This window comes from Paenibacillus tundrae (genome assembly GCF_030812775.1).
In the GTDB taxonomy this organism is placed as follows: domain Bacteria; phylum Bacillota; class Bacilli; order Paenibacillales; family Paenibacillaceae; genus Paenibacillus; species Paenibacillus tundrae_A.
Genome location: NZ_JAUSTI010000009.1, coordinates 88,870 through 111,099, shown reverse-complemented (window position 1 = coordinate 111,099; position 22,230 = coordinate 88,870). Strand labels below are relative to the sequence as shown.

The following is a 22,230-nucleotide window of genomic DNA, read 5'->3' as shown; positions in this document are numbered from 1 at the left end:
TTATCCTACCTCTCCGTCTTGTTGTATAATCTCAACCTCATCAGGACGATATACTGCAAGCAACTTGCCATCTGAGTCTGTGGCAAACAGCACGGAACGGTCTTTCTCCAGTTGGAACGTATATGAAACGCCTGAACGTTTGTCTCTTACTTGTACTTGATGATTCATTGAAGACTCTGATACAAACACAAATACATTCCCTTTTGGAAAACTCAGCTTCCGGCCGTAGATTCCCGCAATGTCTCCGCCAGATCCCCATTCCAGTTCCTCATGCACACCGGCAATACCAGTCGCATAACGATACAACGCTGCCAGTGGCTCATCCCGTCCGTTTAACTCCAGCGGTAGCGGCGTCCAGATCAATTTACCTTTTCCCCAGGTCTTAACGGTTACCTCATCCGGGTTGCCATAATCCCGACCAGCTAATGTCTCCTTCGCGACCTCAGCAATACGACGTCGTCCATAAGTTAACCTGTGGTTCATTCCATTTATATATAATCGTTCTTCACGCTGTACGTTACCCAATGTTCGTTTACCAACGATATGATCTGCGAAGTCATTTGGCTTCCAGTAAGCGTCCAGCCCCAGCGGCCCAGTGATAAGCAGACTTAATCCTTTTTGCTCAGTAAACGCAAACAATTGACGCAATGCATCACGATCCATATTGTGTGGACTCGGCACAATCACTAGCTTCGGTGGTTGCTGCTCCAACGCTTCGAGGTGATACTCCGATACGGCGCGGAATGGTAGTTTGAGATCATAAGACATCACACGAGTGAGCTTGGTTGTAGCATCATAAGCCAGGGAACGGTTCGAAAAGTCGTTAGAATAGGGGAACACTACCGCAATCTCCTCAAGCTCCCGATCCTCGAAGAGATCACGAACCTCGTGGATAAATCGTCCATACGCGTACGATACATCCGCCTCCGGTTTCTCCGTACCATCTGCGCGAAGTGCTCCGATATGGGACTCATTCGCATTATCCATATAGAAGTTGGTATTCCAGATCCATTGCACCGCTCCTGCACCCCCTGTAGCAAATGCATAAGCGTATTTGCGTTCAAGGATGTTATGGAGTTCCTCCTCTGTACGTTTGGCTCTTCCGTCCGGTGTTTCCACATACATGACGCCCGTCTCCTGGATGAGATTGGGCTTATGTGGCGTTTTGGTAAAAATGCCATCCCAGATCAGATCATCGTTCAGCCACCAGGAATGTACCGTTGTGTAGTCCACCTCACACTCATAAAAGAATGGAGAAGGACGCTGTGCGCCAAGGGCTTCATCCTGTCCAACGGTGACCAAATGGTGGGGTACCAGATCCTTAATTGCATGAACAAGTTCTTGAACCCATGCATTGTGCATCTCCATAGAAAAGAGACAATAATCAAGCCAGCGCGTTCCTTTCTTCGCCTTGTGCATATCCTGTACGTCAAAATTAATGTCTTCCGGCTCTGGAATGATTGCGGCCGCAAAATCAGGAAGCTGATGAGGTGACATGTTCCATGCCTCCTGAAGTACTTCAATCGATTCATGCCGCTGTTGCAGCCACTCCACAAAAGCCTGCTGTTCATGGGAATCCCTAGCCGAGCGTGGACCATCCGAGAAAATACGTACTGGATCGAACATGGATGGCTCGTTAATTAGATCCCAATCCACATGGGTCGTATGTTTATGTCGACTGACGATACTGCGGATAAAACGCTTCTGCGCCTCAACACTTTGTGGATCCAAATACGGATTCGTGCCTTCCCATGTCTCGGGTGTAAAGGAGAAGAACGTGAAAGTGACCTGCAAGCCGTGGCGCTTAGCTGTTAACAGGAAGGCATCAATCGCACGAAGCACATCCTCTGCCATATGACCATCAACCTGCATCATATTGCGATAGGCTGTCCAGATTCCTGTTCGAATCCAGTTAATGCCCGCTTTCGCCATCTGTTCCATATCCCGATCCCACACGTCCGCATTCGGCAGGAACAGGAATTTGCGCGCCACATCAGAGGTCATATAGGTCATACCTACCACAGGCAATGGCCGGCCGTCTTTTACAAAATAATCTCTACTGCGGGTGATGACTTCTCCCTCTTCAAGCAATGGAGCATCCTGTCCCCAGAAGCCTTGGCGCAGAATTCGCACTTCCCCGTCCGCTGCCTGCGCATGACATACGATGCGGTATAGTCCAGGCTGCACAGTAATTGGAAGGGGCAGGCGAATGAACTGCTGTTCACCGGAAAGCGCCATCTCGATCTGGTGACTCCATACGTTTTCGGATGTGCCTTTTGCACGATCCTCCCGTTCAATCGTTACATCAAATGTCCACAATTCTGGCGAAATACATCTGACTCCTGTACGATTTAAAATCTGGCCTTGGAGGGTCAAAACTGGCCGTTCACCAGGCTCGTAAGTAGCATAATTTGGTTTCAAGGACAGCTCGGTTACGCCTTTGGCACAGAACTGTGCCCATCTCAACATTTCCGTCGCACCATCCTGCTCCCAAAAGGAGGTCGTAAGTGGCACATGGACAAACATCCAGCGTGAACCACTAAACGTACTGCGTGAATTTTCCCATAACACAACAGGAGCTGAGATTTTACGTTCGTCCTTACTCCATCCGCACAGCAGCGGGTAGATCTGTGTACTCATGGTTCCAGCCGAACCCATCTGGTGAGGTAAATCACTGTTTTTTGTCGTGTGCGGAACTAAATTCCACGTATCAGCGATCTGAAACAGTCCCTCTTTGCCAGCAAGAAGTGGAATTTGTTCTGTAGCAGTGATCGTTTGAACTTTGGCTGAAGATACACTTAAAGCCTCATGAATGTATAGTTCTTGATGGTATGCTGTTTGCTCCGATTCCACGATCCATGCTCCAGCTTCTTCTCGCACAGGTCGCTTGAAAGGCGCCCCACCGACACTAATCAGGTTCCCTCCCTGCCGTAGATAGGCGATAATTGCTGTCCAGGCTGATTTGGGAAAATAAGGCGCGTGCAGATTCACTAGACAGCCTTCACCTGCGGTGGAATTTAACAGCTCAGCTAGTTGATGTGCATCTGCAACAACAATTTCTTCTCTCGCTTGCCATGTATCCACAGCCTGCTTAGAAGGTAGAGCATTTTCTACCGGAAAATTCGGGTCAGCAAAAATGATCAATTGGGATTTATTCATCTGTGCATTGCTCATAGCAGACCAGCCTTCATCGATTTATAAATTAACTGGGAGAATAGGCTGTTCGACCATGCAAACCATTTTCGTGTAAAAATGGTTGGATCATCCGCATGAAAGCCTTCATGCATATAACCTGTATCCGCATCCGTCGCTTCAAGCATACGAATGATCTCCAGCTTTTCCTCGTCTGATTGTGCAGTCAATCCTTGCATCGACAAGCCCATATGCCAGATGTAATTCGGTGGTGTGTGCGGGCTGCCGATTCCTTTGGCAACTTTGCCTTCATAATAGAAAGGATTCTCTTTACTTAGAGCAAACCGGCGAGTATTTTGATAAATTGGATCATCCGCTGTGACGTAACCGAGATATGGAATAGACATGAGTCCAGGTGTACCCGCATCGTCCATCAGACAGTAGTTCCCGTAGCCATCCGTTTCGTACGCATAGATGGGTCCAAATTCAGGATGTCGATAAATACCGTACAATTGAATACCATGATCCACGTCCTGTTCCAGATCCTTAAGCTCCTGCAACAATGACATATCTCTGAACACCCATTCCGCAAACTCCTGCATTTGACGCAAAGCAACAACCGCAAACATATTCCCCGGGATGTTGTAGTGGAAATCACACGCATCGTCACTGGAACGGAAGCCTGACCAGATCATTCCCGTATAATTCACAGGCATACCTTTACCATGATTACGGAGAGAGTCTGTTGGGATGCCGTTATTACGTGTGAAACGATAAGGGGATTGCTCCATATGGTGCTGTTCGACTTTGAACAGATCAATCATTTTACGCATCGCTGCCTTGAAACTGGTATCGAAAATATCCGTCAGTTCGGTTTCTTTCCAATATAGATACGCCAATCTCACAACGAAGCATAAGGAGTCGATCTCGAATTTGCGTTCCCATACCCATGGCGACATGTCCGTCTCGTCCGTTGTGTTCCAGTGCCAGTCATTAGCGGTTTCGTTGAAGGCATTCGCATACGGATCAATGTGTACATATTGGATGTGACGCTTAATCAGCCCGCCAATAATGCGTTGCAGATCCTCGTCTTCCTTCGCAAAGGGAATGTAGTGGATTACCTGTTCAACGGAATCACGCAGCCAGGAAGCTGGAATATCTCCAGTGATCACAAACGTTGTACCATCCTCCATTAACTTCGTTGTGGTCTCGATCGTATTGGGAAAACAGTTCTTGAATAACTGAAGCAGCTTCGGTCGGTGAGCCAGCTTCTGTTCCGCCTCTTCCAGTACCGCCTGAATGGATTGTGGCACAGCAACAGGTGGCATCGGTATTTTCGGTAATCTGAATTGTTCCATAGATGAATGCACTCCTATAAATAATTTGAATGATGTATATGAAAAGAGAAAAATCGTTCTCGTATAGAAAGTTCAAAAACGTTTAGCGCAGTAGCACCGTTTTAATCTCGTAAGGCTCAAAGGTCAGTGTGATCTGACCATTGGTGATATCCAATGACTCCCCAACCTCCTCCAAAGCATTGGAGAGACAGGCTTGCTCCAACCCATGCGACCATTGCAGAGTTACACGTTCCCGGGTACCTGAAGATTCATAGAAACGAAGCACCTGTCCGTAGCCGTCCTCTGCCGGTTTAACGGTATCCAGCACGACATGATGACTATCCAATTGGATCCAGCTTCCTCTTGCCGGAAGATCACCTTCACTCTGTTCTGTGTGCTGGACAGTTAGTTCATGATTCAGTTCGGCTGCTTGACGGACGATGTGTGCTTGCTGCCAATCTCCTTCATGCGGGTACAGTGAATATGTGAATGTATGCTCTCCAAGGTCAGCTGTTCGGTCAGGCCATTTAGGAGCACGCAGCAGAGATAAACGCATCGTGCTACCCTGCACGTCATAGCCGTATTTGCAGTCATTAAGCAGGCTCACGCCATATCCGTATTCCGATACATCTGCGAAGCGATGTCCACAGACTTCATACTGGGCTTGCTCCCAGCTTGTGTTACGGTGGGTTGGCCGTTCCAATGCGCCAAACGGTATTTCGAACGTAGCCTTGGACGTTACTACATCAATTGGGAAGCTGACTTTCAGTAGCTTATGTTCTTCATTCCAGTCGACATGGGTCTCAAAGTCGATCCGAGGTGAGTCGTGGTAAAAGACAACATCCTGCGTAATCACCGATTGGTGAAGCTTCCATTGAAAGCGCAGTACATCCTTCGTCGTTCCCGCCAGCACGAGCTTTTTCTCCAACAGCTGCACTTCACCAGCGATCTGATCTTCATAACGGTTATCAATATCCCAAGCATCCCAGAGTGTCGGACGGTCATGGAAAAAATGAAATTGGTTGCCTCGTTCACCTGGTTTCAGTATTTCTCGCTCTGCGCGCTTATCCCATAAACGAGTGATCTCGCCTCGTTCATTAAAATGTACATGGTAAAACGTCGTTTCCCATGTATCGTCAAAGCTCTGTTGCCCCGCGAGGATTGCCGATTCTCGTACATGGGTATCCCTGGTATTTTCCGGTACCAGCCAAATGGTCTTGTATCCAAACGCCGGGATATCTGTAACGAGAATGGACATGCTGTCCTCTTCTAGATCTACTTGCAAACGCTGACCTTCTCCATCTATGGCATATCGATCAAAGCCATCATGGAACGGAAGACGAACGAGTGCATTACGTTTCCATCCGAGACTGTTAAACACAACATAGGCTACCGATCCAGCTGGCCCTTGTGTGTCCATTCTCTTCATCAAAGCTGTGATGCCTTGATGCAGAGCAGTCGTACCCAGTTCAAATACTTGCCTGTATTCCTCATCTGAGGTGACATAAGATTCTGTAATGGCCGAGCCTGGAATAATATCGTGGAATTGATTCAGCAAAATCAGCTTCCAGCCATCATGTAGTGTTGAACGCATCTCAGCTTCCGTGTCTGCGCTCATATCCGGAAAAGCGAGAGTGTTCCATAACTCCGCTTCACGATACAGCACTTCGGCTTTGCGGTTATTGCGTTTGTTGCGTGCATGGGTGGTATAGGTTCCGCGGTGCAGCTCCAAATACAGATCGCCATGCCACTTTGGAAGAACGGGCTGTTCCTGTTCAATTCCAGCAAAAAAGGCTCCGGCTGTGCTATATCGACTTGCAGGTTGGCCTACCATAAGACTCGCACGATCCACGTACTCCAACATCTCGCGTGTTACCCCGCCACCACCATCACCATGTCCATATAAGAGCATTTGCTCGGGATGTGCTGCCTTCTCTCGGTATGACTGCCAGTGATCGTGGATATCCTTCGGCAAGGTATGTTCATTGACGCCATGATTGAGGTAGGACAATATCGCTGTACCGTCTATACCAACCCAGTGAAAGAGATCATAGGGGAATACATTCGTATCGTTCCAGCCCAGCTTCGTGGTCATGAAATAATCGACATTCCCATGCTTCAGAATCTGGGGAAGAGAAGCACAATACCCGAAAGTATCAGGCAGCCACTCGATATTCGATGTCTTGCCAAACTCCTCCATGTAGAAACGTTGACCATATAACATCTGGCGAATTAAGGATTCACCGCTTGGGATGTTCAAATCCGGCTCAACCCACATGCCACCAACTAACTCCCACCGACCCTCCGCAATCCGCTGCTTCACCCGTTCATATAGCTCGGGATCATGCTCTTTCAGGAAGGCATACAACAAAGGCTGACTCTGGGAATAGACATATCCAGGGTATTCATTCATTAGTGCATCCACGGTGGAGAAGGTCCGACTTGTTTTGCGCACCGTCTCGCGTACAGGCCACAGCCAAGCGATATCAATGTGCGACTGTCCCACCATATGCTCCAGCCCTTCCGCGTTACCGCCGATCTGATGAACTTGATGTCTCAAGCTCTTCTCGATCTGACGAATGTGTTCTCCCTGTCTAATCTCTTCATCCGTCAAACCAACGAATTGATCCATGGACTGATACAATGCTTCCAGCAACCTTACCCGTCGAAAGTCACTCTCCGGCAGCAATGTAGCCGAATCACGTACAATAGTGACCGTGTACATCAGACTACGAACCGCTTCATTCGGTCTCACCAGCAAGCTGGTAATCGAAGTTATCGGTGGTTGAATAACTGCCTGTTGATTCAAGGGATCTACAGGTTCAGGTACTGGATCGAACATCTCAATCTCCAGTTCAGGTGAGATTCCCACTTGGGACGGATCAAGCGTAACGTAGGTATGATTGCGATCCAGCCCTTGATAGGAACGTCCATTTACCCGTAGCAAACCTTCTCCCCCAGTATCAAAGACCAGTCCGTAAGGTGCTTCCCGCCAAGAGTCAGGAATCTCTAAACGTGTTCTGAAGAAATAGGTTGTTCCCTGCTTACTCGGAAACCGCTCGAAATCCCGCCCTTCCAGATACACACCCTGATCCTTGTAGTCCCCTGGTACATTATAATAAGCGCGGTGAATGTCCCAGCTGCGCAGCTGCAATTGCTCCAGCCACTGCTGCTCGGATAACTCGCGAATAAATCGTCTGATACGTTCCAAGATTTACGCCTCCTCTACGGTCAGCTCGACCATCTGGGTATCGTTTACGTTGCGACCGATATGAATGTGGAATTGTCCCGCTTCAACAACAGGCTTCAGCTCGCGTCCAATATATTGAAGCTGCTCTGCCCCGATAGAAAATTCAATATTCCGTGTCTCACCCGGCTCTAAATTCACTTTGACAAACCCCTTAAGTTCCTTCGCTGGCCGCGTGATGGAACTTATAACGTCGGAAATGTACAGTTGGACTACCTCGGCTCCTGCACAGTTGCCTGTGTTGGTCACATGCACCGATACAGTGACGGATTCATCCGTAGTCATGAAATTCGCACTAAGCTTCGGCTCGCTGTATTCAAAGGTCGTGTAGCTGAGGCCATATCCGAAGGAGTAACGCGGCTGCAGATCCTCTTCTAGATAACGCTTGCCACGAGACCGTTTACCGTTATAATAGACCGGAAGCTGACCTACCTGCTTGGGGATAGAGATGGTCAAACGGCCTGAAGGATTCACGTCACCAAACAGAATGTCAGCAATCGCATGTCCTCCCTCTTGACCCGGATACCATGCCTCCAGAATGGCATCGGCATGCTCATCAACCCACGGCTCTGTGATCGGACGACCATTGATGTAGACCACAATCAGTGTTTTACCAAGCTTATGAATCTCCTGAATGAGTTCCAGTTGTACACCGGCAAGTCCTAAGGTCATGCGATCAATCCCTTCGCCGCACTCCATATCATTCCATGTGTTATCGGACACCTTCGAAGCTCCCGTCTTCAGATCAATTGTGCCCTCTCCAAAATCACGGGCGCTGGAACCACCCACAACCATAATCACCGTATCTGCTATGCTTGCAACCTCTATAGCCCGCTCAAAACCTTCTCTTGAATCCCCTCGAATACGGCAACCTGGTGCATAGAGCACTTGCTCTGTATCCGTATCTTGCAAAGCGTTCGAGCGCACGGCATGTTGCGCTAGCTTCTGTTGAGTATGCATATCTCCCTTGACGTCTGTTTCGCCGGAGTCGTTCGCTCTGCCACTCAGCTTGCTTCGAATACCATCCAACACCGTCGCCACTTTAGACCTCGGCTGGGGTGATGTATAATCGCCAAGCTGATTGTAAGCTGTATCCGCATTGGGCCCAATAACCGCAATCCGTCCCACCGTTGCTGTAGATAACGGAAGTGTAGCAGCTTCATTTTTGAGCAACACAACTCCTTCCGCTGCCAATTGATGAGATAGCCTGATATGCTCCTCACTTCCAATCACTTCAGCCGCTTGATCCGCATCCACATAAGGCTGCTCAAACAGTCCTAATCTGAACTTCAATGCCAGTACACGACGGACAGCCTGATCCAGAACTTGTACTTCAAGCTTCTCCTCTGCCACAGCCTGCTCCAGATATTGTCCAAACATCTCCCCAGACATTTCCATATCAATACCTGCCTGGATCGCTTGAACCGATGCATGCAATCCGTCGGATGCAACGTCATGCCCACTGGCTAGCATGTTAATTGCACCGCAATCTGTAATGACCAGGCCCTCGAAGCCCCAATCTTTACGCAATATGCCATCGAGTAATTCGTTATTTACCGTACAAGGTATACCATCAATTTCGTTGTAAGCCGGCATAATAGAGGCCGCACCAGCCTCTACCGCTTTGCGAAAAGGATATAGATCAACTTCCAGCAGCTCACGCCAGCCCATATGCACAGGGCCTGCATTACGCCCGCCTTCTGAACTGCCATAACCAACAAAATGCTTCAATGTCGCAGCCACTGTATCTTCTTGGTCAAGGCTCTCACCCTGAAGCCCCTGCACCGAAGCAACGGCTAATTCCCCGATGAGGTAGGGATCTTCACCGAAACATTCTTCAGTACGTCCCCAGCGTGGATCACGCACGACATCCAGTACTGGTGAGTACGTGACTGCACCACCTTGGGCACGAGTCTCTCGTGCCACTGCCCGGCACATCTCTCGATACAGATCTACGTTCCAGGTGCTCCCCAGCAGAAGAGGAACTGGAAAGACGGTTCCATCAATCGCCATGTGCCCATGCGAGCATTCTTCACCGATGAGGATGGGAATACCCAGTCTAGAATGTTCTATAGCATAACGTTGGATGAGATTAACCGCTTCTGCCCCTTCTCTCGCAGATAACCCGTTCTCTAGCGTAACGCCAGTCCATGGGTCTGCCCGAAGTGCACCATAGAGGGAGCCGATGCCGCCCTGTTCTACTTGCTGCTTGAAGGAATCACTCAGCGTGATGTTACCCTCGTTATTCGTATAGGTCTGCCAACCAAAGGGTTGAACTAGCTGCCCGATCTTTTCCTCAATCGTCATTAGACTCAGTAAGTTCTCCACTCGTTCAGCCACCGATTTACTGGCGTCCTTATATATCATCATCCTGCATCTCTCCAATCCTATCGAGTGATTCGGTTATTCTTTGACTGCTCCCACTGTCAATCCTTGCACAAAATAACGCTGGAAGAATGGATAAGCGAATATAATCGGCAACGTTGCGAGCACAACCATCGCCATCCGGGACGTATCCTGTGGAATGGACTGCATCGCCGCTAGACTCATTGAACTATTGGCCGAGTTTTGCTGGATAAACTGGATGCTTGATTCAATCCGCATCAGCATCGATTGCAGAGGAACCAGATTAGGGTTATCAATGTACAAGAGCGCATTAAACCAATCGTTCCAGTAGCCCAGTGTACTAAACAGTCCAATGGTCGCCAGACCTGGCAAGGACAACGGAATTACAATTTTCATAAATGTATAAAATTCGCCTGCACCATCAATTCTCGCTGACTCAATGACGGCATCCGGCACACTCGTAGAGTAGAATGTACGCAGAATCATAATGTAGAAGGCGTTCATCGCAAGTGGCAATATAAGTGCCCATACGGTATCCTTTAGTCCAAGCAATTGGGATACAACCATATAGGTCGGGATCATCCCGCCGTTAAACAACATGGTCAGGATGGCAAAAATAGAGAAGAATCTCCGATAACGGAAGCTCTTGCGTGAGATCGCATAGGCATACAGTGACATGAGAATTAGACTGATGATCGTACCAAGCACGGTCACCAAAATAGTCACACCATAAGCACGTAGCAATGTGTCGCCACTCTGCCAAACAAACTGATAGGCCGCAAGACTCCATTCTGCAGGAATCAGTCGGTACCCATCACGAGCCAGCACCTTCTCATCTGTAAACGAGATAATAACGACAAAAATAAACGGAAATACACAGATTAGAGCGAATAGCCCGGCAATCATATTCATCATCACGTTCCAGCCGCTGGGTACATGATGGAAGTCGCGTTTTTTAACAAGTTGAGCTTGAGCCATAATGGTTCACTCCTTTCTCTGATCCTAGAATAGACTGCTATCTTTATCGATTTTGCGAACGACATAGTTGGAGATGATTACAAGCACAAAGCCCACAACGGATTGATACAATCCTGCTGCTGTACTCATTCCAATCTCTCCGCTTGTTTTCAAGCCACGATAGACATACGTATCAATAACGTTCGTAACCGAGAAGAGCGTACCCGAGTCCCTTGGCACTTGATAGAACAGTCCAAAGTCGGCATAGAAGATGCGACCTACGGCCAGCAAGGTCATAATGGTAATGATCGGTGACAGCAATGGGATCGTAATGTTGCGAATCTGTTGCCATTTGTTCGCTCCATCGATCATGGCCGCTTCATACAGCGAACGATCAATGCCCAGAATAGATGCCAGGTACACGATGCTGTTGTAACCAATCGTTTTCCACAATGCGACAAAAACCAGAATATACGGCCAATACTTCGCCTCGGAATACCACTGAATCGGCTCCATACCAAACCAGCCAATAATCTGGTTCAACATCCCTCGATCCATGCTTAGGAAGCTGAAGACGAAGTAACCAACGATAACCCAGGACAAAAAGTAGGGAAGAAACATCCCTGTCTGATATAACTTCGCTAGGCGTTTATTAATAAGCTCCGAGAGCAGAATCGCTAGCCCTACCGCAAAGACCAGCCCCAGAAAAATAATGGCGATATTATAAAAAAGGGTATTTCGCGTAATCAGCCATGCATCATTGGTGCTGAATAGAAATTTGAAATTGTCCCAGCCTACCCATTCACTCTTCATCAGACTTGCCCAGAAGCCTTCGCGACTGACTCGATATTCCTTGAAAGCAGCCACCGTGCCCACGAGTGGAAGATAAGAGAAGAAGAAAAACCAGATGGCACCAGGCAGTACCATGAACAGCATGACTCGGTTTTTAATCAGATTTTTCAAAAATGTAGTCATTGTGGATATCCTCCTTCAAGCTCTGAATAAAAAAAGATCGGACGCGATAAGCAGCCGCCCGATCCTGACAAATTACGTTTACTTGTTTTCCGCTCTCCAGGCGTCCAGTTGGCTTTGGGCTTCAGCCATTACTTTCTCCAGTCCGGCTTGATTGAATTTCTCAATCACTTGCTCCAGATTGGTTGCCGGGTCTAGTGTACCTGTCATCAAAGCTGCCCAATATTGCTCTTTCACGTTCTGTACTGCCGTAAGTTCAGCAGATACATTGCTTGCATCAAAGTTGAAGCTGAGGATTGGAGAATTCACACCTTCAGCATTAAACTTTTTGAACTCATCCCATTTGTTGTCCGGGTCATTGCTGTTCAGATACAGCAGCATGTTATTCCCGAGGGAGTATGAAGGCATATCGTAGTTTTTCGATTCAGGCAAGTTCTCCATGTGGGTGTCATCTACTTTTTTGTAATGCGTGCCCTCGATCCCGGAGTCAACCATATTGCGGAGAACCGGATCTGTATTCAGCAGGTTCAAGAATTCCATCGCTTTCTCTGGGTATTCCGAGTTCGCTGAGATTGCCATAATCGATCCTTGTACCGATGTATTCGTAATAATTGCATCACTTGCTGGTGTGGAAACAACCGGATATCCATAGCTTGCAGACCATTGGTTATCTGCCATCGGTTGTGTCTGTGCACGATCAAGGAACCAGTTGCCGGATGTGGTGAGATCGTTCGTAGAGCCTGTCGTTGCAGCTTCTGCCGATACATAACCAGCCTTATAGTATTTATTCATGGTGGTAAGTGCTTCTTTCATCTCAGGTGCTTCTAAGATGTTCACAAGTTTGTAGTCTGTTGTGTCCAGTTTGATTGCCATTGGAAGGTTCTGAATAACATAATCGTATGGCACATATGGAACGTAGTTCTTATCCATTGCAAACGGCGTAACACTTGGCTCATTTTCCTTGATCGTTTTGAGCAATGGCTCTAAACTGTCTAACGTTCGAATGCCGGAGATATCCAGCTTATATTTATCTAGTAAGGTCTGGTTGAAACGCCATACCTCTTGCTGTGGCAACTCTTTGTTGGCTGGAATACCGTAATTGTGTCCGTCTACCTTGGAGCCACTCAGGAATGCCGGATCGATTGTATCCCTCAGCTCTTTGCCGTATTCAGGAAGCAGCTCATCTAGTTCCATGAATGCACCTTTTCTCGCATTTAGGACATAATCGAATCCACCAGAAGCAGTAAACAAGATATCCATTGGTTCACCTGACGCTACGTTCACCTGCATCTTCTGTGGATAATCACCCCAGTCAACCATCTTCATGGTCACTGTGGCATTAATCTTTTCTTTGGTGTACTTGCTAACTTCCTCCATCACTTTATTAACATCCTTTTGCGGTGTACCAATGGTGTACCAGATCAACTCGACCGAGTCATCTCCCGCTCCTCCGGATTCAGAGGCTTCTTTGCTCCCCCCGCATGCACTAAGAACAAGCGTAACAGCCATTAACAATGCAAGAACGAGTGAGAAACGTTTTTTTGATTTACTCATTTTATGACCCTCCCTTTTCGTGTTCCCTTCAGCGTTACAAACTAACTACATTAACCTTATCGAATGAAAGCATTTACAAAAAGAAGATAAACTTAAGGTTTCGAGGTACAAATTAAAGAGAAACAGGTTTAATCATTCAAATTTTTATCATTTTAATAAAACGCTTACACAAAAGAGACATGCCAGGTAACATATGGCACCTCATTGTTTTCATGCCACTGTTTATCTGAATGTCTTTTTTATTCTGTCACTTCGCAATTTAATTCTCTAATCCTACATTATCCAAACACTTTAAAATCAGTCGGTGAAATACCCACATACTTGCGGAATTGTTTATAGAAATATCCGGTCTCCCAATACCCTACATTCCGAGCGATCTCATGCACTTTCAGATTGGAATTACGTAACTGCTCCTTCGCACGTTCAATCCGGAATTTATTGAGGTATTCAGCAAATGTCTCTCCTGTCTCCTTATGAAACAGTTGACCCAGATATACGGGATGCAAATGATAATGGGCTCCTAGCAGCTTCAAGGATAGCTCGTCTGCGTAATGTTTGTCGATATGCTGAAGCACCTGATTCACGATCGGATTTTTCAAATCCTGTAGCAAGGATTGGATGGTCTTTAGACCCACCTCCTGAAGAGCTAACACTAGTTCGTCAAAGGTGTTGCTATCTAATACAAGACGAAGCCCCTCCTGATACATCGCCGTTTCATCTGAATGTTTAATGGCCTCTAGCTCCATTTTGAAACGAATAACTACTTCCAATGCGGTATTCTGAAGCTCTCCCGGCGTAAGTCCATCACGGTGTTGTTCAAAATCTGTGCGAATGCGGTTAGCGAGCTGTTCAACATTGCGGGACAGAATAAGCTTGGCATATTCCCTCCAATCAATAAAGAATGTAGCTGCATGATCTTCACATTTGTCCAACACGGCATAATCAATAATTTTCAGATCGGGATAGATCATGACATACTGAAGTGCTGTCTTGGCATCTGCATAACTGGACGGCGCATGATATAACCCTTGCATCAATCGTCCCATCCCGATCCGCACGGAAGGATGTGTTACCGAGATCGCTTCATATAAGTTCTCTAGCCCTTCCATCAACTTCTCTTCCTCATCTGCATGCCCATCCATATGAGCTATGATGACGATATCTCCGTCCATGTCATGAAACACGTTGAGATCAGGCTTATTGCCCAGCAGCCGCCCCACTTGTGCAAACATGTCTGAGTTTTGTCCTTGTCCTTGATCCTTATTACGCAGGATGGCGACTGCAACATATGACGCTTCCAGCGAGATGTTCATAAACCGGGCACGTTCCTCAAATTCAGTATCTGCAATCTGTCCGGTTAACCAGCGGTGAAGGATATTGTCCTTCAGAATCTGGATACCATAGGCGTCATTATTTAGTTTAGGTGGAACTGCGCGATCTAGCTTGGAAGCCGTATTGGTCAGCGTCGATTCCAATTCTTCCACATTAATGGGTTTGAGCAGATAATTCTCAATGCCAAGTTTCATGCCTTCTTTTAAATATTCGAATTCATTAAAGCCACTTAGAATAATCACTTTAACCTCAGGTTGCAGTCGTCTTGCTTCGCGAATCAGATCTAGACCGTTCATAATGGGCATCGATATATCTGTAATGAGAATGTCCACAGATTGAGAAGAAAGTGCTTCAAGCGCTGCTTGTCCATTACCCGCATGGTTTACGATCTCCAACCCAAATGAAGACCAGTCCACAATATCGTATAGCCCTTCAATGATGAATGGCTCATCATCTACAATAAAAACTTTATACATATTACACACCTGCCCTTTCTGTATGTGGATAACGCACCGTGATTCGTGTCCCTTCTCCGAAAGTGCTCTCAATCGTAATTCCGAACTCTGGTCCATATAAGTAGCGCAATCGACTATGGACACTTCGCAGTCCAAACATCTGACCTGACTCCTCGGGACGCTCCAACTCTTCCATGATCTCTGTCAGGCGTGAAGGCTCAATACCCTTTCCGTTATCCCTAACCTCTACCTGAACGATATCGCCTTTCTCTTGCACAACAATGGATAACCGATTGTCAGAGCGTTCTGTGCGAATTCCATGAACGACGTAATTTTCAATAATCGGCTGTAGAGAAAGCTTGACCACGGGATGCTGATAAAAAATAGAATCCATCTGGATTGTATAGATGAATATATCCTTGTAGCGGATACGAAATAGCTCCAGATATAAACGGCAAGCCTCCATCTCATCTTTCAACGTGTAATTTTTCTTCTGTTGTACTAAGCTCTTGAACAGCACAGATAGACTGTAGATCATCTCACCCACATCTCTAGCCCCCTGAGATATGGCTCTCATCCGAATGACTTCAAGCGTATTATAGAGAAAATGCGGATTAATACGTGCCTGTAGCGCGACGAGCTCAGTCTCCTTCTGTTTGATCTCAGCTTTGTACACTCGCTCAATATATAGGTTGAGTTCGTCCAACATATCGTTGAAGCTATGCGAAATTTGTCCCAGCTCATCATCCCTTGCATCATCAATACGTGCTTGCAAATTCCCGTATTTTACTTTTTGAGTAAAGCGAATAATCCGCCGGGTACGCTTCGCAAAGTTGATAATGAAAAATGCGGGAACGAGTACAGCGAACAAAAGACACACGATACTAATGGAGACGATGGTATTTCGAATACCCGCATAGGCTTCAGCCATTTCTTCCACAGGAACCGTGCCAATGACAACATAGCCCTGATCTGCCGAGACAAACTTATTAACATACATGTTCTGCTCTTTTTTCATCTCGTCCATATCTGTCTGGTCAAACAGTGAATCAGCCATATTCACATAAGGGTATTTCTTTCCGTAATAATTATTGTTGGAGTCAAATAACACTGTGCCTTTGGCAGATAGCACCACGATGTCTCCCTTTAGATTGCTGTCATAGTTATCGAGCGCATTACCGATTCCTTTTGAATCAAAGAACACGAGAAACTGCCCGAGATTGCGAAGCGTATGCGAGTCATTAATCGGAACACGAATGGCATACAGAGCAGGGTCCCATTGCTTGATCTCTTTACGAATCCATAGATTCGGGGCACTGATATTAGGCGTTTCCATCGCCATCACGTCAGGGATGTAAGAGTGAGCAGCATTGGTGCTCAGCTTGCGAAACTGCTTATTTTGATTAAAGACAGACAGATCCTGCTGCTCAGCACTGTATAACATCAGATGATTAATCTCTGCATTGCGATCCATGATATTCTGAAAATGCTTAAGCACATCTGCCGAATAATCATCTTGATTGGCGTAATAGCCATTCGTTAAATGTTGAACATACTCCGCATATGTGTGGTTCATAAGGTAGGTGATGTTGGTGGATAATGCCTCATTCTGATGCATGTCCCTCACCATGTTCTGCACCGCTTCAAATTGCTGATGAATGGTTCGATCCACATGTTCCATCGCGGCTTTCTGGATAGCTAACTCCCGGCGAATGGTCGAATCAGATACAGATAGAAAGATAAGATAAGACAGCGTTATGATCGTCACAATCGAAATCATCGAGAAGATGAATAGCATTTTCATAAACATATTATTTTTGAAGAAATTATTGTAAACGCTAACAATTTTCAAGTCACGAGTTCCCTCCGATGCTGTTTTTCTGTATTGAATTATATCATTCGCCCCCTGACATAGACCGGACACCTTGAACTTTTCTTTAATTTATACATGTGTTTCTTTAATTTCGCCCTATTTGAAAACGCTTTTATGCACTATCGTTAACCATAAGTTTAGCTTTCTGTAAAAGAAAACCTTACATTCATCCCACTTGAAGGAGGAACAGTATGACAAGTAAAACCAAACCGAAAGGCTTCATGCCCAAAGTAACGTCCATGGTGCTCACAACCGCTCTGCTAGGACAGGTTCTGGCCTCATCTGTGTATGCAGGAGACACGCTCCCTTATACTGGCGAAAGTGCCAAAGGGGTTAATCAGCCCTATCAGCATGGGTATACCGCTGCTCAGATTCTGAACTGGACACCCGAAAGTGATATCTATGGAGAACTACTTCGTGCCCATGTTCCCTTGCAACCGCGTAATGAGGCATTTGCTGCCACGCAAGCTTATCCCGATCTTAGTCCAAACACCCAACTATTCACGATGAGTGGTGATTATGGTAATGCCTTCTTTGATAGCACGCCATATACCAACGAATTCAGTCAATACCTCTTTAATTATTGGCAATATACGGACTACTACAGCTACTGGCACGGCATGGCGTCCGCTGGAGTTCCTGAAGAGTTGTACGACCCAAGCAAGGAATGGACGGAAAAGTATTTTGAGTTTGGCATTCTGAACATTCCCAACCCAGCTTATACCAACGCAGCTCACAAGAATGGGGTGAAGTCCATTGCCAACATCTTTTTCTCCGATAATGACCGCGGCCCGCAGACTTATAAACAAATGCTGATCCAAGACGAAAACGGTAACTTCCCTGTAGCTGAGAAGTTAGCCGAGATGGCGGAATACTACAACTATGACGGATATTTCTTCAATCAGGAGGAGGTTGCCCGTGGTGTAGCTCCAGAGGATATCCCATCGTACAAAAAATTCATGAAGTATCTAAGAGATCAAGGGTTATATGTGCAGTGGTATGATTCTACTATTAATACAACCGGCAAAATTCAATATCAGAACGAGTTTAATGGACTCAATAGTCCCTTTGTCCAAGATTCGATTCTAGGTAGAGTCTCTGATTCCATCTTTTTGAATTATGTGTGGAACCACAATATGCTTCGTGATTCACGAGATCATGCCATCAGTCTAGGACTTGATCCACTAGAAACGGTATTCGCTGGTGTTGAAGGTGGGCATGACAAGTTTGGACGCTGGAAGCAATCCTATGATTTACGTAACAACTTGGATGAGAACGGCCAACCGATGAACAGCATTGCAACCTTAGGTGCGGACTTCACCCATAATGCTCTAGATGAAGAGATGGGCGACGGTAGCACCAATCACCGGGCAGAGGATGAGTACCAATGGATGACCTTTGTTCGTGACCGTGCTTGGTGGTCTGGTCCGAATCTGGATCCTACGAATGCACGGCGCAACGCTACAGCTAACCTATCCGATGTATATGCATCTGGTGCCAACTGGGATGGTATTGCTGCATACCTTACAGAGCGCTCCGTCATCGACGGCTCCAACTTTGCAACCAACTTCAATACTGGGCACGGCCTACAGTATTATCTGAATGGTGCCGTATCCAATGATAAAGAATGGTCCAACATAAACATTCAAGATATTCCTGTCACCTGGCAATGGTGGATGGAAAGCCAGGGCAGCAAACTCAGTGTAGATTTCGACTATGGCCCAACCTATGAAAAAGGCGCTCGATATCACTATGACGCCATTGGCGCATTCAAAGGTGGCAGCTCTCTTGTGGTAAACGGTACACTCAGCGCAGACAACTTCCTTCGTCTGTATAAGACTGATCTGTCCGTCAACGCGCAATCAAAACTGGATCTGACATATAACAAGCCGTCTACTGATGATGCTTCCTCTCTACGCGTAGGACTCATCTTCCAAGACGCACCCGAGAACGTAGTCTACGTTAATGTCCCTAATTCGGGGAGACGTACCGCAGGCTGGGAGACTGTTTCACTGGATTTAAATGCATACCAAGGTAAGACGATTGCTGCTTTTGGACTTTCCTTTGATCCGAACCATACAACCATTGAAAATTATCAGATGAACATTGGTCAGATCCGGATAACTGACGGTTCAGCGATTGTACCCGACGCTCCCACTGGATTCCATATTACCAAAGCGCTAACCAATACCGATGAACTGGTCGTCGCATGGGACATGAAGGATTATTCAGAGGTCAAACAATACAATATATATGAAAATGGTGCTTTTGTCGGTGGTGTTTATGATTCCACGTTTTACATTAAATCACTTAAACAGCGGTCTGGTGAACTATCCATACGAGCTGTAGGGGCAGACGGTACCGAGAGTGAAGCAGCCGTTCTACCTTATAATTTGAATACTGCAGTTCAAGATATTGACGTGAAGTTCCAGTCGAACGGTGATGCTATCGTTAGCTGGAAGAAACCTAAGAAATCTAAAGGTAATGATTCCATCCAGCTTACACTGGAAACGGAATATACCAATGAACCTTTTACTAAGACACTCCAAGTTAAAAATAGCAAACCATCTGCCAAACTGACAGAACTTCCAACCAATGGGGAACATTACGTATTAAATATCGCCGTTGGCGATCATGCTCCGGTAACCTATACTGGTAAACTGGCGGATCTCCAGGTTACCCCATACCCCAAAGATAAGGTTACGGTAAAAGAAGGCAAATACACACTTGCCCTGCCTGATCTGGAGGACTGGTACAAAATCTATGTGTATGATAATGGGGTAGCACGTGAATTCGGAGTCACTTATGTTACACAGAAGTTCCCGTATATCATTCGGGGCAGAACGAAGCTCAGTGAACTGACCTTCACACCTTCATCCAGTAGTAGCTCATTGAAGCTGGTTATTGAAGATTACGCAGGCAATCAGGCGACAACGATTCTGAGATAGCATGATAAGAGATTGTCTGAGACATCGTTCGAGCACCCTATAGCGAGAGAAAACATACAGCCCTTCACTTCGATCAGGAAGTTGAAGGGCTGTATGTTGTGCTCTTATATTAGGCGGTTCCTCTCACGAGGAATCTGCCTTTATATTATCCTGTTATGAAGTGCCTTTTTGTTTATTCGCCTGCATCTGCTGAGCGAACCTCATCATCTCTTCAAACTCTTCCTCAGACACGGCATCGCCGTCGGCTGTCATATCTTGCACAATTGGGATTTCCGGCTTGGCTTTGGCTCCTTTGCCGTATGTACGGGTACGGGTTCCAGCTGCACCAGCAGCCTGCTTGCCTTTCACCTTCGACTGATCGCGAATATACTGAACCGCCTTCTCGTACGAATTGACTTGCTTCAGCAGCATGTTGGACGCGATGGCCTCAACAAAATTACGATTGATCCGTTGCTCACCACCAGAGACAAGCAGCTGCATCAAGTAATGAATCAGTACATTAATGACTTCTCCTGGCAACTTGTAGCTTAGATCAATTTTCTCGAAGATATCCACTAGATTATCCGGCACGGCTCCAGGAAAGAACGTCTGAAGCAGGCGAGTATATGGTTCGTTGCGCAACATCATATTATATTGGTGAATATCACATTTGGTTGCGAATTGTGGAGGGACTTCAACGTAATACTCCATCTGCACCACGTGCTCTACAGGTGGTTCCTCCGAATCATTCTGCTGTTCTGGCTCATCCATATGCTGGCGAAGTGCAACGACCTTCGCTGCCTGCACGGTCTGCTGTTCCTGACGTTTCTTCGTCTGTCTAAACTGCAAGCTCGCCTTATGTTGAAGATCATCTAGAAGTAGTTGTCCCTGTGGACTGAAGATATCATCTTCATCCAATAAACGGCATACATCCTGCACACTGAGATTAAACTTGTTCACAACATAATTCACGATGCCCAGCTGTTCATGATCGAATCTCAGTTTCTCCACATGACGTCGATTCACAGATTCGCGTGGGAAACGTAAAATAATGTCGGCATAATTCAAGCTGTTCTCTTCTGCAGCAAGGGTTGTCCCGCTACGCTGAGCCGAAGTAGATACTTCGGACAAGGCTTGCTCCAGCTCATAATCAATGACATGAGTATTGAGTTCAAATATATCGTAAAAAGGTACGGAAATATTTTCTTTATTTGCTGCCGGATAAGGCGCATCGCCATTCTCTACTGCCGAGAATCCAGAACGTAGGGAAAGCACGGCAAACTTGCCAATTTTGTCACGAAGCAGCAGTGTCAAATGCTGTGTACGGAAAAATTCCGAGGGCGATAGTGGTGGCTGTAGCTCATATTCATAAATGTAATCATCATTTTCCGGAATATATAAACGCGAGGTCTGAAGCAGACCTACTGCCTCCAATTTGGAAGCTTGTTCGATCAAATATTTACGCCCCTTCTCACTGGGCTCAAGCCCGAGCGTCATGAACAATCTTCGTTGTTGTTCAAGGGGGGAATAGCCAACCTGTTCACCGGGAAGATGCTGAAATAACAGTCGATACAAGCCAACCGCAAAGGCACCTACCATAGGCTGGTACGCTCCGGTAAGCATACGGTCATCCAGGGCACTAAGTCCAAACTCCCTGTATACGCAGTATCGATGATGTTCAGTATAATGCAGCAGATTCTTCATGCGCATGGCTTGATCTCCTTCTCCCCAAAAGTCATGTTAAAAATATGTGTTCAGAAGCGGATCTTTCGAACAACTCCAAAAGTGTGTTTATCTATTCTATCACAAATATAGAATGATCAAATGTTCAAAAACAGGTAAAAAACGAACCCATTCTCGCTCCGTTTCGTCCTACGTCGACATCATTCACGTTTTCGTAGAGTTGCTAGAATAATATAAAAATCAAATGGTGACAATACAAGTGAACATCTTGAGAACATGCTCTTCCATGTATATGGAGTAGTGGCCATTCGCTATTCCATTTTTTAGCCAAGTCAAAAAGCCCCACCTTTCGACCACGTAAGCGGTTACGACAAAGGTCAGAGCTTTTCATCTACATCCGTATTCAACGCTTCCT

11 protein-coding genes are annotated in these 22,230 nt (G+C 46.4%); 1 reads left to right on the top strand and 10 read right to left on the bottom strand.

Annotated elements, in window-relative coordinates; all coding sequences use genetic code 11:
* From J2T19_RS17240 to J2T19_RS17200, 9 genes are all read right to left on the bottom strand, one after another.
* On the bottom strand, positions 1 to 3,159 hold the full coding sequence (locus tag J2T19_RS17240) for a beta-galactosidase (protein ID WP_307217845.1): 3,159 nt from the start codon (positions 3,157 to 3,159) through the stop codon (positions 1 to 3).
* Between the two features lie 11 nt (positions 3,160 to 3,170).
* Positions 3,171 to 4,490, bottom strand: coding sequence for a glycoside hydrolase family 125 protein (locus tag J2T19_RS17235; RefSeq protein WP_307217843.1), 1,320 nt, complete (start codon positions 4,488 to 4,490; stop codon positions 3,171 to 3,173).
* Positions 4,491 to 4,572: 82 nt separating this feature from the next.
* On the bottom strand, positions 4,573 to 7,680 hold the full coding sequence (locus J2T19_RS17230; RefSeq protein WP_307217841.1) for an alpha-mannosidase: 3,108 nt from the start codon (positions 7,678 to 7,680) through the stop codon (positions 4,573 to 4,575).
* A gap of 3 nt (positions 7,681 to 7,683) precedes the next feature.
* Positions 7,684 to 10,086, bottom strand: coding sequence for a glycoside hydrolase family 3 N-terminal domain-containing protein (locus J2T19_RS17225; protein ID WP_307217839.1), 2,403 nt, complete (start codon positions 10,084 to 10,086; stop codon positions 7,684 to 7,686).
* A gap of 33 nt (positions 10,087 to 10,119) precedes the next feature.
* Positions 10,120 to 11,040 (bottom strand): carbohydrate ABC transporter permease, encoded by a 921-nt coding sequence (locus J2T19_RS17220; protein ID WP_307217837.1) that lies wholly within the window; start codon positions 11,038 to 11,040, stop codon positions 10,120 to 10,122.
* A 24-nt stretch (positions 11,041 to 11,064) separates the two neighbouring features.
* Entirely contained in the window at positions 11,065 to 11,994 is a 930-nt protein-coding gene (locus J2T19_RS17215; protein WP_128103424.1) for an ABC transporter permease, read from the bottom strand.
* Between the two features lie 78 nt (positions 11,995 to 12,072).
* The gene (locus J2T19_RS17210; protein ID WP_307217835.1) at positions 12,073 to 13,545 is read right to left on the bottom strand and encodes an ABC transporter substrate-binding protein; all 1,473 of its coding nucleotides are present in this window, start codon (positions 13,543 to 13,545) and stop codon (positions 12,073 to 12,075) included.
* 278 nt (positions 13,546 to 13,823) lie between these two features.
* Positions 13,824 to 15,353, bottom strand: a complete 1,530-nt coding sequence (locus J2T19_RS17205) for a response regulator transcription factor (protein WP_307217833.1) — start codon at positions 15,351 to 15,353, stop codon at positions 13,824 to 13,826.
* Between the two features lies 1 nt (position 15,354).
* Positions 15,355 to 17,184 (bottom strand): sensor histidine kinase, encoded by a 1,830-nt coding sequence (locus tag J2T19_RS17200; RefSeq protein ID WP_370874895.1) that lies wholly within the window; start codon positions 17,182 to 17,184, stop codon positions 15,355 to 15,357.
* 212 nt (positions 17,185 to 17,396) lie between these two features.
* Between J2T19_RS17200 and J2T19_RS17195 the strand changes: the two genes are divergently transcribed.
* Positions 17,397 to 20,153, top strand: a complete 2,757-nt coding sequence (locus J2T19_RS17195; protein WP_307217831.1) for an endo-beta-N-acetylglucosaminidase — start codon at positions 17,397 to 17,399, stop codon at positions 20,151 to 20,153.
* A 153-nt stretch (positions 20,154 to 20,306) separates the two neighbouring features.
* Here the strand turns inward: J2T19_RS17195 and J2T19_RS17190 are convergent, their stop codons facing one another.
* Positions 20,307 to 21,842 carry a replication initiation and membrane attachment family protein gene (locus J2T19_RS17190; protein ID WP_145049662.1) on the bottom strand — a complete coding sequence of 512 codons (1,536 nt, stop codon included), beginning with the start codon at positions 21,840 to 21,842 and terminating at the stop codon, positions 20,307 to 20,309.
* Positions 21,843 to 22,230 lie beyond the last annotated feature (388 nt).

What these genes read in the sequence shown, in the direction of transcription:
- J2T19_RS17240 (WP_307217845.1), bottom strand. Translation starts at nt 3,159, where the DNA reads ATGAATAAATCCCAATTGATCATTTTTGCTGACCCGAATTTTCCGGTA.
- J2T19_RS17235 (WP_307217843.1), bottom strand. Translation starts at nt 4,490, where the DNA reads ATGGAACAATTCAGATTACCGAAAATACCGATGCCACCTGTTGCTGTG.
- J2T19_RS17225 (WP_307217839.1), bottom strand. Translation starts at nt 10,086, where the DNA reads ATGATGATATATAAGGACGCCAGTAAATCGGTGGCTGAACGAGTGGAG.
- J2T19_RS17220 (WP_307217837.1), bottom strand. Translation starts at nt 11,040, where the DNA reads ATGGCTCAAGCTCAACTTGTTAAAAAACGCGACTTCCATCATGTACCC.
- J2T19_RS17215 (WP_128103424.1), bottom strand. Translation starts at nt 11,994, where the DNA reads ATGACTACATTTTTGAAAAATCTGATTAAAAACCGAGTCATGCTGTTC.
- J2T19_RS17210 (WP_307217835.1), bottom strand. Translation starts at nt 13,545, where the DNA reads ATGAGTAAATCAAAAAAACGTTTCTCACTCGTTCTTGCATTGTTAATG.
- J2T19_RS17205 (WP_307217833.1), bottom strand. Translation starts at nt 15,353, where the DNA reads ATGTATAAAGTTTTTATTGTAGATGATGAGCCATTCATCATTGAAGGG.
- J2T19_RS17195 (WP_307217831.1), top strand. Translation starts at nt 17,397, where the DNA reads ATGACAAGTAAAACCAAACCGAAAGGCTTCATGCCCAAAGTAACGTCC.
- J2T19_RS17190 (WP_145049662.1), bottom strand. Translation starts at nt 21,842, where the DNA reads ATGCGCATGAAGAATCTGCTGCATTATACTGAACATCATCGATACTGC.